Here is a 13,130-nt window from a genome sequence, read left to right as displayed (position 1 = left end):
CATGTCCCACGGGACGTGGGACGTTGTGTCGCCGCGGCTCCTTTAGGGTCCCAGGACCCGGTCGAGATAGGCGTTGGAGAAGACCCGCCCCGGATCGAGCCGGTTGCGCACCTCCTGGAAGCTTGCAAACCGGGGATAGCGGGGCGCCAGGGCAGCGGCGTCGAGGGTGTGGAGCTTGCCCCAGTGCGGACGACCGGCGTGCGGGAGGAGGACCTCCTCCACAGCCGAGAAATACTCTGCCGGGTCCTCCCGGTAGTAGCGGTGGACGGCGATGTAGGCGGTGTCGCGGCCGTAGGCGGTGGAAAGCCACCGGTCATCTGCCGCGGCCCACCGCACCTCTATGGGAAAAGAGATCCGCCACCGCGGGTTTTGCGCAAAGACCTTGCGGAGCCCTTCAAAAGCCGAAGGCAAGAGATCTGCGGGAACGGCGTACTCCAGTTCACGGAAACGAACCGTCCTGCGCTGGGTGAAAACCCGGGCGGAGGAATCGGTGTAGGCGCTGCCGCCCATCAGCCGGGCAGCCGCACGGTTGACCACTGGTATGACCGCGGGAACCGCAGCTCCGGCAGTACAGGTTGCCCTGAAGAGGGAGTTGGACAGAAGCGTTTCATCTGCCCACGCCCGCAGCGGCGGCAGGGGATCGCGCCGGGCAGTACCCGGCAGCCGGGTGTTGGTCTTCGTCGCCGCACGTTCTGTATGCGGAAACCAGTAGAACTCGAAATGGTCGCTCGCCTTGACCCTGTCGGCGAGTCCGGCCAGGACAGCGTCCAGCGGCTCAGAACTCTCTTCGGCGCGGAGCAGGAACGCCGGCACGCACTGCAGGGTTACTGAGGCAATGATGCCCAGCGCACCCAGCCCCAGCGCAGCGGCCGGCAGCAGCGGATCGTCAGCACCTATGGTGAGCAGTCCGCCGTCGGGCTGCACGAGGGTGAGGCCAACCACCTGGGTGGCGAGCCCGCCGAACCCGGCTCCCGTGCCGTGGGTACCGGTGGAAACCGCGCCGGAAATCGTCTGCCGGTCGATGTCCCCAAGATTCGGCATACCCAGTCCGTACGGAGCCAGCAGTCCGGGGATACGGTACAGCCGCGTTCCACCGAGCAGGGTCACCTGTCCGGAATCGCGGTCGGCGTGGACGAGGCCCTGCAGGCGGCCCAGGTCCAGCAGGAGTCCCGGGGCTTCGGCGATGCCCGTGAAGCTGTGTCCGGCCCCAACAGCCTTGACCCGCAGCCCGTCAGAGACCGCCGACGCAACTGCGCGCTGGAGTTCCGGAATGCCGGCGGGTGCGGCGAGGCGTTCCGGGCGGACCCGGACCGTGCCCGCCCAGTTCCGCCATTCGCTCGGCTTTGGGGCGCTGGAAGCGGGGCGGCGCGCTGTCACAGGAAGGCCTTGCCCTCGCCGCGGTATGTGGGCACTGTGCCGGTCACCGTTCCGTGCTGGACCACATGGAATTCGTTGACTCTCTCGGAGAGCTCACCGCTCTTGGCGTGGCGCAGCCATACCCGGTCACCAGGCGCGAGGTGCTCCGCGGCAGGGCCGGCCAGGGGAGTCTGGACCTCGCCGGCTCCTTCCCTCGGCAGCAGCCGCAGCCCGTGCGGCCAGGCGATCTGGGGTGCGCGGCTGGGCCCGGGCGGGCCGGAGGCGATCCAGCCGCCGCCGAGCAGCGTCGCCGTCCGGTCCTGCGGGCGGCGCACCACGTCCAGCGCGACCGCAGCTGCCGGGGCGGGGGAGAACGCCCGGTACGTATCGAACAGGTGGCCGGCGAAGAGCCCTGATCCGGCGGTGATTTCCGTGACCGCGGGATCCGCTGCTGTCGTCTCAACGGACCCGGTTCCGCCCCCGTTGACGAATTCGAGAGGGGAGATCTCCCGCAGGGCGCCCGCTATGGCGGTGCGCCGTTGGGCCAGCTCGGCCATGGAGCGGCGCTGGACCCACCTCATCACGTGGTTCATGGGTCCGGCTCCCGGGACGTTGTCGCCCACCCCGGCCACCTGGCCTTCGTACATCATGAGCCCAACCAGGGTAAAGCCGGGACGGGCCGCGATGCGGCGGGCCAGCGCGACGGCGTCGGCCGGGTTATGCAGGGGCGAACGGCGCGTGCCGATAAACCCCAGTAAAGGCGCCTGCCAGGAGGCATCGGCGTCGAGGCAGATCCGGATCTCTGGGCGACGGCCCGGCGCGGCGAGGGAATCGATAAGGTTCAGCTGTGCCTCGTCGTCGACCATCAGGGTGATACGGCTGGCCAGGACTTCATCGGAGAGCAGGCGGGTGATGGCTGCCTGCTCCACCGTCGGGTAGCCCAGCAGGACGTCGTCGATGTCCCGGGCAAGCCAGAGGGCTTCGGGGAGCGTGAAGGCCATGACACCGGCAAAGCCGGGCAACCGGAGGAGCGCATCCAGGACGGACCGGACACGGATCGATTTGCTGGCCACCCGGAGCGGCTTGCCGCCGGCCCGCCGCAGCAGGTCCCTGGCGTTCCAGCGGAGCGCGTCCAGTTCCAGGACTGCCGCGGGAGCGGGAAGGTGGGCAACTGCCCGTTCCAAGCCGGCCCAATACCTTTCCGGCTGCTGCCAGGGCTGGCCAGAGGGAGCGCTGCCAAGGTCCAGGACCGCCGGGGTTCCGGAAGGAGCGGCCGGTTCGGGGGACAGATCGGCGTGTGTCATGCATGGATACTAACCATGCCCCCTCCGCCGAGAGGCCAGTTACGGCTCTTACCAGTGCTCAAAGGAGCCGTAACTGGCCTCTCGGTGGTGGCGGGGTCTTAGTCCGCCATGCCGCCCTCGACGTAAGCCAGGAGGGCATCGCGCACGAACTCTGCACCTTCGGCCCCGCCGTAGTTGGCAGCGAAACGGGGATCAGCCACGTACATGCCCGCCAGGCTCCGTACATACCCGGAAAGCTGATCAGGGCCGGTTGGCGCGCCGGGAACGGACTTCAGCCAGTCCACGTGGCGGGCGGCCAGGCCCTGCGCCGCGGCGGAGGTCGGATCGGTCCCCTGGGCGGCGGCCTCGGTCCAGGCCCGGCCCAGTTCTTCGGTCTCGGCCTTCCACCGGCTGCGTTCGCCGTCGTCCATGTTCTTCCACCATTCATCGGAGCGCGCGTACGCCTCCCTGCCCCATTTCTGCTCCACCTCGTCCTTGTACTGCGTGTGGTCGAATCCGTCGAAGGTGTTCTCGGCCATGATGTCCTGTCCTTTCTCCAAAGCTGTGATGGTTCGCGTCACGGAGGCGATTTGCCGGGCCAGGCGGTCTTTTTCCTGTTCCAGCCATGCCAGGTGGGTCCGCAGGGCGTCCGTCGTGTTGCCCTGCCGCTCAAGCACGCCGGCTATCTCGGCCAGGCCCAGTCCCAGTTCCCGCAGCAGCAGGATCCGCTGCAGCCGGATCAAGGCGTGCTGGTCGTAGTAGCGGTAGCCGTTGCCGCCAATCCGCGAGGGTGGCAGCAGCCCTACCGCGTCATAGTGCCGCAGTGTCCGGCTGGTGATACCGGCGAGCCGGGCAACCTCCTGAACAGGAAAGTCACGTCCGGCCGCGTTCCGGGTTCCGTGATTCATGCTTTCCACGCTACGGGTTGACGCAACGTCAACGTCAACCGTCCTGTGCCAGCCTGCCGGCAAGATCCTGCAGGACTGCGGCGTCTGCGGAAACCAGGGCGTCCGCCGTCCGCAGCAGCCCGCTGATGTTTTCCGGGCTCGCATCGTCCAGGGCATGGTCGACGCCGGGAAACAGCTCGGTCTGTGCGCGAATGTACTGCTCTCCCAGAAGCAGGGCGATCAGGCGGCGCGTCAGCACCCCGGGCGCCCCGTACAGGGTCTCGACGATCGGTTCCAGCGCAGCCTTCTGCCCGGGGTGGGCGAGTTGGGCCACGGCGCTGGGCTCCAGCGAGCTGCCGCCGGCCTGTACACCGGTGCCGAGGGAAACCAACACGATCCCGGGGTTATCAGTGCTGCGGCGCTGCTGGACCATCGCCATGGTCAGGCCCACAAAAGCAGGATCATTGGCAGCCAGTCCTCCGTCCACCAGGAGCCGGCGAACGCCGTCCGTACCGGTGTAGGGCACGGGCTCGAAATAGGTGGGTGCCGCCGAGGTAGCCAGCGCCGCGGTGGCCATGGGTGCATCGCCCAGGACGCCCTGGTCAAGTCCGCCTCCGCTGAACAGGAGGCCGGCGAAGTGTGCCAGGTCAACGGTGACCACAGCGACCGGCTTTACCGCCGCTGAGAGAGGCCGGTCCCCAAAATACCCGTCCAGGTACCGGCGCAGCGGCTCGGATGAATACCGTGCCTGCCCGCCGGACCCGCCCGGTGCAGCTGGGCCGGCCTGCTCGGCCTTCGCGGCTCCGCCACCTGGGAAATCGGAGAAGATTTCCGCCCCGTGGTCCACGTACAGGCCGCGGAGGGCAACGGCGCTGTGCGGCTCCCCGGTTTTGGAAGGGCACGTCAGACCCAGTGCGATGATGCCTCCGGTGGATGTCCCCACCACAATGTCGAAGAGCCCGGAAGCGGGCTTTCCGGCCAGTTCCTCCAGCCTCATCAGCCAGGTCGCAGGAATGATGCCGCGGATGCCCCCGCCGTCAATGGACAGGACTCTGATCACGGATTCTCCCCGGACAATCGGACTGCTGGTGCAGCCATGCTGTGCCTTGCCGGGAGGGGGGTCAACGGCTGGGCCGGGATTCGAAGCGCCAGGGCAGAAGTAATTGTTACGACTTGGTCACAGCATATTTCCAGCAATTCGGGTTAGGCTGTCAAACATCTACTGAGCATTTGCTCTACCTTCGCGGCTGGGAAGTCGATGACAGCCAGAGGCGCTTATGAGTATTGATGCACAACCCCGTACCACCAGGAACCGCGAGAACGCCGTCACCAGCAGCTATTCAGCGCTGCTGAAGATCATTCGCGACGAAGGGCTGCTCAAACGGCGCCGTGCTTTCTACATCACCACCTTCGCGTTCCTCTGTGCCGGTCTCATCGCCGCCGGCACCGGCTTCTTCCTGATCGGTGAGAGCTGGTTCCAGCTCCTGATCGCCGCCGCACTGGGCATCCTGTTCACACAGCTCGCCTTCATTTCGCACGAAGCTTCCCACCGCCAGGTTTTCGAATCCGGACCCGCGAATGACCGGGCCGGCCGCTTCCTTGCCAACGCCGTTGTTGGTATCAGCTACCAGTGGTGGATGAATAAGCACAGCCGGCACCATGCCAACCCGAACACCGTGGGCAAGGATCCGGACATCGAGATGGACACCATCTCCTTCCAGGTGGAGCAGGCCGAAACCCGCAAGGGAATCATGGCTTGGATGACCCGCCGCCAGGGCTGGCTGTTCTTCCCGCTGTTGCTGCTTGAAGGCATCAACCTGCACGCAACGTCGATCAAGCACCTCTTCTCCAAGCAGAAGGTCAAGGGACGCTACACGGAGATCACCATGGTCTTCCTGCGCCTGGGCCTCTACGTGGCTGCGGTCTTCTACTTCCTTCCGGTTGGCATGGCGTTTGCCTTCCTCGGCGTCCAACTCGGCGTCTTCGGTGTGTACATGGGCGCGTCCTTCGCACCGAACCACAAGGGCATGCCGCTGATCCCGCGTGACTCCAAGGTCGATTTCCTCAGCCGCCAGGTCCTGACCTCACGCAACATCACCGGCCGCGGCATGAACACGTTCATGGGCGGACTGAACTACCAGGTGGAGCACCACCTGTTCCCGAGCATGCCGCGCCCGCACCTGGCCCGCGCTTCGGAAATCGTCAAGGAACACTGCGCCAAGCACAAGATCCCGTACACCGAGGCAACGCTCACTGAGTCCTATGCAATCGTGGTCCGCTACCTGAACCGCGTGGGCCTCTCCGCCCGCGACCCGTTCGACTGCCCCGTCCGCTCGCAGTACCGCTAGCCCTTATCGCAAACCGAAGGACGGTTACCGCACGGCGGGAACCGTCCTTCGGTCTTTCCCGGACCGCATCAGTCCCAGGCGTCTGCAAGACTGGGGGCATGCCTTCTACTCCCGTACCAGGATTGCCCGCCATGCAACGGACCAAGGACCAGGCGCTTCATATTGGAGCGCGGATTGAGGACCGCCTTCACGCCTACCGGATGAATGCCGCACGTAAACGCGGGGGAGTGCAGACGATCCTTTCCTTCACCGGCTACGGATCGACGACGTGGGTGCGGGTCCTCGGAAGAGTGGTGCTGGCGAAACCCGGCAAGCTGTCCGCACGCAGCGGAGAAAGCGTCCAGCCACTGCGCGACGGCGTACGGGGCTGGCGGAACTTCATCAGTCCGCCGGTGAATGAAGCAGTGGTCTGCGTCGAGGTCGGAGACGAGAAACACCTGGTCACTGCCGATCGCGGCGGGGTCATCGACGTCGTGCTGCCTGCGTCCCTGACGCCGGGCTGGACCACCGTGACCCTCCGTCCCGAGGCTGAGCCCGAAGCCGCGCCTGCGGTGTCCCCCGTGTACATCGTGGACCCCGAGGCGAGGACCGGGGTGATCTCCGACATCGACGACACCATCATGGTGACGGCACTGCCGCGGCCGCTGCTGGCCGCCTGGAATACGTTTGTCCTGGACGAACATGCACGCACTCCCACGCCGGGGATGGCCGTCATGATGGACCGGCTGGTCCGTGAGAACGAGGGAAGTCCGGTGTTCTACCTTTCCACCGGCGCGTGGAACGTCGCCGCGACGCTGACGCGGTTCATCACCCGGAACCTGTATCCGGCAGGGCCCCTGCTGCTCACGGACTGGGGTCCCACGCGGGACCGCTGGTTCCGCAGCGGGCCCGAGCACAAGCGCACGCAGCTGGAGCGCCTGGCCAAGGAGTTCCCGAACATCAGCTGGCTGCTCATTGGGGACAACGGGCAGCACGACGAGTCGCTGTATGCAGAGTTCAGCCGGAGCCATCCGCAGAACGTCCGGGCGGTGGCTATCCGGGAGCTTTCCCCCAGCGAAGCCGTGCTGGCGGGCGGCCGGTCAGCCGGCAGGGGCAGTGAGCAGCCCCGGGACATTCCGTGGATCTATGCCCCCGACGGCGCCGGCATGTCGCGGCAGCTCTCCGATCTTGGCCTGTTGCCGGAAGCACTCTAGGACGATTTATCTATTGATTAACGATCGTCTTTGATCGATAATCAACGCATGAATCCTTGGCTGCCCGTCTTCCGCAGGGTCCTGCTGCCCGCCGTCTTCCTCTTTGTTCTGCTGCTGCAAACGATGGGAGTGCCGTTCATCGGCGGAGAGCTGGCTGATGAGTTTCCCGAGTACGCCTACCTGTTGCCTCCATATCTGACAGTCGTCAGCGCCGGGTTTGTCTGCATGCAGGTTGCAGTGGCCGCCGCGTGGAGCCTGGCTGGGCTGGCGTCCCGCGGCAGGCTGTACACAGCTGCCGCGGTAACGCGGACTGCCATCATGGCTGCGGCAAGCGGAACAGCCACGGTCCTGGCACTGCTCCTGGCAGGCCATCTGCACTATGTGGTCGGAGAGGGTAATCCGGCGTCCCTGTTTGCCTTCGGCTCTGCCATCCTGGCCGGACTGGCCTGCACCGTGCTGAGCATCAGCCTCCGGGGACGGCTGCTGGAGGGCAGGCACTTGGAAACCTCCGCAGGGCCGGAGGAAGTTTAGGGCTGGTCGTCCTCGGTGCGGACCGTTCGCAGGACCCTGCGAAGGCTCATCGCCAGCGAAGCGGGGGCATCCACCGGACTGTCCGGGGACGCTGAGCTGTTAACTTGCCGTACGAGGTCCTGCACAGCCGCTACGGCCTCTGAATATTCGTCCGTCTGGTCGTCCCAGGTTTCAACGGCTTCGGCAGTGGCAAGCATGGCACGCTCCAGCGAGCCGGCTACCTCGTGGCTGACAGGTGTTTCCTCTGGAGTACTCCAGATGGCAGTGGCGAGGACCTCGGTCATGTCCTCCACATAGAGGGTCACCCGCTCCATGGCGCGCAGGGCGCGGAAGTCAGCACTGAGGTCCCGCTGGTGGCGCCTGCGGCGCAGATTGCCCTGCCTGCCGGAATCCGCCAGCTGGACCGCTTCGCGAACCTCACGGCTAAAGGAAATGAGCTCCGTGCGCCGGCTGGACCAGTCCTCATGCTCCGGCGGCCAGCTTTCTCCGACCGCTGTTCCCATCTCACGCAGCTGCCTGGCGAGGTTCAGCCGCAGCGCCGCCAGTCCGTCCACGGCGCCGTTGAGGTGAAGGGGAGGGAACACGACGGCGTTCACCGCCAGCCCGATCAGGACTCCCACACCCATTTGAACGGCATAACCGTAGGAGTATCCGTCAGCATCGTCGCCGCCCAGCACCAGGACAAACAAGGCGGCCACCGGCAGGTAATCGCGCCCGGCACCAAGGCGGGGGATTCCGGCCAGAAGGACACCGAGTCCAACGATCAGCGCGATGGTCCAGACTGTCGGACCGCCGAAGAGGAGGGCGATCAGGGCCAGTCCGATGCCAATCAGGAGTCCGGCGAGGGTTTGCAGGCCCGCCCGTACGCTGCCCGCGACTGTGGGATACATGCAGACCAGCGCTCCCAGCGGAGCGTAGTAGGGATACTGTGAGGCCACTCCGGGAACCAGGGGTGCCACACTCCAGGCAATTGCCACCGCCAGTGCGGCTTTGAACGCAAGCTGGACGCGGGTGTAGCGCAGCATGCCGGTGAGCCGGTTGGAAACTGCTGCGGCGGACGGTGTGGGCAGTTTTTTCCCTCGCAGTGCCATTCGGCAAGTATGCCGCGTGGCCTGGCGGGGCGTCGATTTTTGCGATGTGCGGCACCTTGGCAGCCGAACCGGCCAGCGGCAGGTGCTAGGCGTCCGCGGCGCCGGGGGAAATGCTGATTTCCTGCAGGACCTCGGCCAGCCGGTCCAGGAACACCCGGGTCCGGGGAAGCTGCCTGTCGTTGATCAGCAGGGCGAAGATGCTGCGGGCCAGGCGGATTTCGGGCACGTCAAGGACGACGACACCGCGGCTGCTGCCGCGCATCGCCAGCTCGGGCACCAGGGCGGCACCCATTCCGGCTGCTGCCATTTCCAGGGAGGCGTTGAAGTCATCGCAATAGGCGGCGACCCGGGGATGGAGGCTGCAGCTGGCAAACAGGCGCTCGATGACCAAGGCATCAGGAGTCCCGGGATGATGCATGATCCAGGGCATGTCCGAAAGCTGTTCGGCGCTGACCCTGGACCCCGGGCGGATGCCCCACTGTTCAGGCAGGACCACCCGGAAGTTGTCATCCCCGAGCCACTGCCGGGTGACGGTCGCGGGCCACGCCAGCCCGCCCTGGCCCACCTGGAACACCAGGGCGACGTCGAGTTCCCCGCCTGCGCGCAGCCCCTGGATGGTCTGCCCCGGCTCGGCAACGAAGACCTTCAGGTTGATTCCCACATCCCGCCAGCCCGGTGAGCCCACCAGGCGGGGAAGCGCGAACGTGGCCAGGCTGGGGAAGATGCCCAGGCGCAGCTCGTGTTCGGTTCCGGCCTCGGCCCGGGCGGCAGCTGCCAGCAGTGCGTCCATGTCCGTGAGGACCTTGGCGGCATGGCGGGACATCACGACGGCGGCTTCCGTGGGGACGGCTGCCCGCGCGGACCGCTCGAAGAGGGTGGTGCCGGTTTCGCGTTCCAGGGCGGACATCTGCTGGGAGACCGCGGAAGCGGTGTAGCCCAGGTGCAGGGCCGCCGCCGCGAAGGATCCTGAGCGGATGACTTCCAGCAGAGTCTTGAGATGGACGGGATTGACCATATGTGGCTGTCCTTTCCTCTCCTTGGTGCCCTGAATCGCCGTCGACCACAATATCTAGTGGTAGCAGGCACTACGTGCGACACGCCCAACAGGAGCGACACGCAGTTATTCACGCCGCCTCACAGGCTGTGCATCCGGTCTCCACAGGCTGTGGAGAACCACCTGTTCCAGAGCGGAAATGCACGCAAACTCCCGGCTGGCCCTGTGCAGAAACTGTGGACGACGGACGTGTCGAATGACATACTTGTAATACATCATCTTGGGGTAGGGTCCGTGGCGGCGCACTAGATGTAGTGGCCGGATGTAGTATCAATGGACAGACTTCAAGCTTCACCTAGGGGAGACCACCATGACCGTCACGGTTTACACCAAGCCTTCTTGCGTACAGTGCAACGCCACGTACCGCGCCCTCGATAAGAAGGGCATCGCGTACCAGAGCGTGGACATGTCCCAGGACCCCGAGGCCCTTGAGCGCGTGCGTTCCCTGGGCTTCATGCAGGCTCCGGTAGTCGTGACGGACCAGGACTCCTGGTCCGGCTTCCGCCCGGACAAGATCGAAGAGCTGGCACAGGCCAGCGTTACTTCCGTCGCCTAGCAGGCAGGGACTTCGGAAGAAGCGTCCCATCCGGGGATTATCCCCGGACCGGACGAAACCCAGGCGGACATCCGCCGCACCGCCGTCGGGGCCGACGAAGTGCATCCACACCATCAGCAAGCACCGCAGTCACAGAAGCAGGACGCCATGACTTTGGGAATCGCGATGCCGCAGGCAGGTTCGTTGGAAGACGAACACCGCCGGCCATCTGACGATAGCCAAAACCCCGTCACAGCCGCAGACCTGGTGTACTTCACCTCCGCCTCGGGCTACACCGGACGGTTCGTGGACAAGCTCGGCCGCGAGGCAGGACAGATCCCGCTGCTCACCAGTGCCCCCACACTGCTGGCACAGCGGCCCTACGTACTGGTCCTGCCGACCTACGGCGGAACCGCCGGCCAGCCCGGCGCCGCAGCCAAAGGCGCCGTGCCAAAGCAGGTCATCAAGTTCCTGAACGTTGAGTCCAACCGGTCTTTGATCCGCGGAGTCATCGGCGCAGGAAATACAAACTTCGGGGAGAACTACTGCCTGGCGGCGGACATCATCGCCGCCAAATGCAAGGTCCCCGTTCTCTATAGATTTGAACTCATGGGCACGTCGGAGGACGTCGCCACGGTAAACCAAGGATTGGAAGAGTTTTGGACACATCAGTCGCAGAAGCCGGCATGACGGACTCCAAGGAGCTGCCGGAGGCCTATAAGGGGCTTGGCTATCACGAGCTGAACGCCATGCTGAATCTCTACGGCAAGAACGGCGAAATCCAGTTCGACGCCGATCGTGCGGCTGCGCGCCAGTACTTCCTCCAGCACGTGAACAACAACACCGTGTTCTTCCACGACCTGGAAGAGAAGCTGGACTACCTGGTCAAGAACGACTACTACGAGCGCGAGACGCTGGACCAGTACACGATGAACTTCATCCGTGAGCTCTACCAGCGCGCGTACAAGAAGAAGTTCCGCTTCGAAACCTTCCTTGGTGCTTTCAAGTTCTACACCTCGTACACGCTCAAGACGTTCGACGGCAAGCGCTATCTCGAGCGCTACGAAGACCGTGTCTGCATGGTTGCCCTGCACCTGGCCCGCGGCGACGAGAAGCTGGCCGAGCAGATGGTTGACGAGATCATCGAGGGCCGCTTCCAGCCGGCGACCCCCACGTTCCTGAACGCCGGCAAGAAGCAGCGCGGCGAGCTCGTCTCCTGCTTCCTGCTGCGCATCGAAGACAACATGGAGTCGATCGGCCGTTCCATCAACTCGGCCCTGCAGCTCTCCAAGCGCGGCGGCGGCGTTGCCTTCGCGCTGACCAACATCCGCGAGGTCGGCGCGCCGATCAAGCAGATCGAGAACCAGTCCTCCGGCGTCATCCCCGTGATGAAGCTGCTCGAAGATTCCTTCTCCTACGCCAACCAGCTCGGAGCCCGCCAGGGCGCCGGTGCCGTGTACCTGCACGCCCACCACCCGGACATCAACCGGTTCCTGGACACCAAGCGGGAAAACGCGGACGAGAAGATCCGCATCAAGACCCTCTCCCTCGGCGTCGTGATTCCGGACATCACCTTCGAACTCGCCAAGCGCGACGAAGACATGTACCTCTTCTCCCCGTACGACGTCGAAAAGGTTTACGGCATGCCGTTCTCCGACGTCTCGGTTACCGAGAAGTACTACGAGATGGTCGACGACTCCCGGATCAAGAAGACCAAGATCAAGGCCCGCGAGTTCTTCCAGACCCTCGCAGAGATCCAGTTCGAATCCGGTTACCCGTACATCATGTTCGAAGACACCGTGAACCGGGAAAACCCGATTGACGGCAAGATCATCATGTCCAACCTGTGCTCGGAAATCCTCCAGGTTTCCCAGCCCACCACGTACAACGATGACCTGTCCTACGACCAGACCGGCAAGGACATCTCCTGCAACCTGGGTTCGCTGAACATTGCGAAGACCATGGATTCCCCGGACTTCGGCCGGACCATCGAGACGGCGATCCGTGCCCTGACCGCCGTGTCGGACATGAGCCACATCGGTTCGGTTCCGTCCATCGCCAAGGGCAACGACCAGTCCCACGCCATTGGCCTGGGCCAGATGAACCTGCACGGCTACCTGGCCCGCGAGCGGGTCCACTACGGCTCCGAAGAGGGCATCGACTTCACGAACATCTACTTCTACACGGTGGTCTACCACGCCGTGCGGGCGTCGAACCTGCTGGCCATCGAAACCGGCCGCACGTTCGCCGGGTTCGAGAAGTCCAAGTACGCCTCGGGCGAGTACTTCGAGAAGTACGTAAACCAGGACTGGGTGCCTCAGACCGAACGGGTACGCGAGCTCTTCGAGAACGTACACATCCCGACCCGGGAAGACTGGGCTGCGCTGCGCGACTCGGTCATGGCCCACGGCATCTACAACCAGAACCTGCAGGCTGTCCCGCCGACCGGTTCGATCTCCTACATCAACAACTCCACCTCCTCCATCCACCCGGTGGCGTCGAAGATCGAGATCCGCAAGGAAGGCAAGCTGGGCCGGGTGTACTACCCGGCTCCGTACCTGACCAACGACAACCTGGAGTTCTACCAGGATGCGTACGAAATCGGCTACGAGAAGATCATTGACACCTATGCCGCTGCCACGCAGCACGTGGACCAGGGCCTGTCCCTGACGCTGTTCTTCAAGGACACCGCCACCACGCGTGACATCAACAAGGCGCAGATCTACGCCTGGCGCAAGGGCATCAAGACCATCTACTACATCCGCCTGCGCCAGCTCGCCCTGGAAGGCACCGAAGTTGAGGGCTGCGTTTCCTGCATGCTGTAGGCCGCTTCCCCCTTCATCCACTTCAGA

At 64.7% G+C, this 13,130-nt stretch carries 12 protein-coding genes; 6 read left to right on the top strand and 6 right to left on the bottom strand.

The features are described from left to right. Nucleotides 1-42 precede the first annotated feature (42 nt). The 4 genes from LOC59_RS08660 to LOC59_RS08645 form a co-directional block, all read right to left on the bottom strand. A complete protein-coding gene (locus tag LOC59_RS08660; RefSeq protein WP_229971515.1) occupies nucleotides 43-1,377 on the bottom strand; it encodes a D-arabinono-1,4-lactone oxidase in 1,335 nt (444 codons plus the stop codon). After that, nucleotides 1,374-2,660, bottom strand: a complete 1,287-nt coding sequence (locus LOC59_RS08655; protein WP_229971513.1) for an amino acid deaminase/aldolase — start codon at nucleotides 2,658-2,660, stop codon at nucleotides 1,374-1,376. The genes LOC59_RS08660 and LOC59_RS08655 overlap by 4 nt, the downstream gene beginning before the upstream one ends. A gap of 98 nt (nucleotides 2,661-2,758) precedes the next feature. Further along, complete coding sequence (locus LOC59_RS08650) at nucleotides 2,759-3,547, bottom strand: MerR family transcriptional regulator (RefSeq protein WP_229971510.1); 789 nt, start codon at nucleotides 3,545-3,547, stop codon at nucleotides 2,759-2,761. A 34-nt stretch (nucleotides 3,548-3,581) separates the two neighbouring features. After that, nucleotides 3,582-4,586, bottom strand: coding sequence for a patatin-like phospholipase family protein (locus LOC59_RS08645; protein WP_229971508.1), 1,005 nt, complete (start codon nucleotides 4,584-4,586; stop codon nucleotides 3,582-3,584). Between the two features lie 217 nt (nucleotides 4,587-4,803). Here LOC59_RS08645 and LOC59_RS08640 point away from each other — a divergent pair, with 217 nt between their 5' ends. The 3 genes from LOC59_RS08640 (at nucleotide 4,804) to LOC59_RS08630 (ending at nucleotide 7,598) form a co-directional block, all read left to right on the top strand. Beyond that, on the top strand, nucleotides 4,804-5,874 hold the full coding sequence (locus LOC59_RS08640) for a fatty acid desaturase family protein (protein WP_227895621.1): 1,071 nt from the start codon (nucleotides 4,804-4,806) through the stop codon (nucleotides 5,872-5,874). Between the two features lie 131 nt (nucleotides 5,875-6,005). After that, nucleotides 6,006-7,067 carry an App1 family protein gene (locus LOC59_RS08635; RefSeq protein ID WP_229971506.1) on the top strand — a complete coding sequence of 354 codons (1,062 nt, stop codon included), beginning with the start codon at nucleotides 6,006-6,008 and terminating at the stop codon, nucleotides 7,065-7,067. A gap of 48 nt (nucleotides 7,068-7,115) precedes the next feature. Further along, nucleotides 7,116-7,598 carry a DUF2975 domain-containing protein gene (locus LOC59_RS08630; RefSeq protein ID WP_229971504.1) on the top strand — a complete coding sequence of 161 codons (483 nt, stop codon included), beginning with the start codon at nucleotides 7,116-7,118 and terminating at the stop codon, nucleotides 7,596-7,598. Here the strand turns inward: LOC59_RS08630 and LOC59_RS08625 are convergent. Together LOC59_RS08625 and LOC59_RS08620 are read right to left on the bottom strand one after the other, a co-directional pair. Then, nucleotides 7,595-8,689 carry an FUSC family protein gene (locus LOC59_RS08625; protein ID WP_227895624.1) on the bottom strand — a complete coding sequence of 365 codons (1,095 nt, stop codon included), beginning with the start codon at nucleotides 8,687-8,689 and terminating at the stop codon, nucleotides 7,595-7,597. The two genes, LOC59_RS08630 and LOC59_RS08625, sit on opposite strands and share 4 nt — an antisense overlap. Nucleotides 8,690-8,774: 85 nt before the next feature. After that, nucleotides 8,775-9,704, bottom strand: a complete 930-nt coding sequence (locus LOC59_RS08620; RefSeq protein WP_227916622.1) for a LysR family transcriptional regulator — start codon at nucleotides 9,702-9,704, stop codon at nucleotides 8,775-8,777. Between the two features lie 349 nt (nucleotides 9,705-10,053). On the opposite strand from LOC59_RS08620, the gene nrdH reads away from it, so the two are divergent. The 3 genes from nrdH (at nucleotide 10,054) to nrdE (ending at nucleotide 13,103) form a co-directional block, all read left to right on the top strand. Next, the gene (gene nrdH, locus LOC59_RS08615) at nucleotides 10,054-10,299 is read left to right on the top strand and encodes a glutaredoxin-like protein NrdH (RefSeq protein ID WP_227895626.1); all 246 of its coding nucleotides are present in this window, start codon (nucleotides 10,054-10,056) and stop codon (nucleotides 10,297-10,299) included. Between the two features lie 147 nt (nucleotides 10,300-10,446). Then, nucleotides 10,447-10,968, top strand: a complete 522-nt coding sequence (gene nrdI / locus LOC59_RS08610) for a class Ib ribonucleoside-diphosphate reductase assembly flavoprotein NrdI (RefSeq protein WP_423721624.1) — start codon at nucleotides 10,447-10,449, stop codon at nucleotides 10,966-10,968. Further along, nucleotides 10,965-13,103 (top strand): class 1b ribonucleoside-diphosphate reductase subunit alpha, encoded by a 2,139-nt coding sequence (nrdE, locus tag LOC59_RS08605; RefSeq protein ID WP_227895751.1) that lies wholly within the window; start codon nucleotides 10,965-10,967, stop codon nucleotides 13,101-13,103. Before nrdI ends, nrdE begins: the two co-directional genes overlap by 4 nt. The last annotated feature ends 27 nt before the right edge of the window (nucleotides 13,104-13,130 follow it).

Origin of the sequence: Arthrobacter sp. zg-Y916, from assembly GCF_020907385.1 — a bacterium.
GTDB lineage: Bacteria > Actinomycetota > Actinomycetes > Actinomycetales > Micrococcaceae > Arthrobacter_B > Arthrobacter_B caoxuetaonis.
This window is presented reverse-complemented; position numbering and strand designations above follow the sequence as displayed.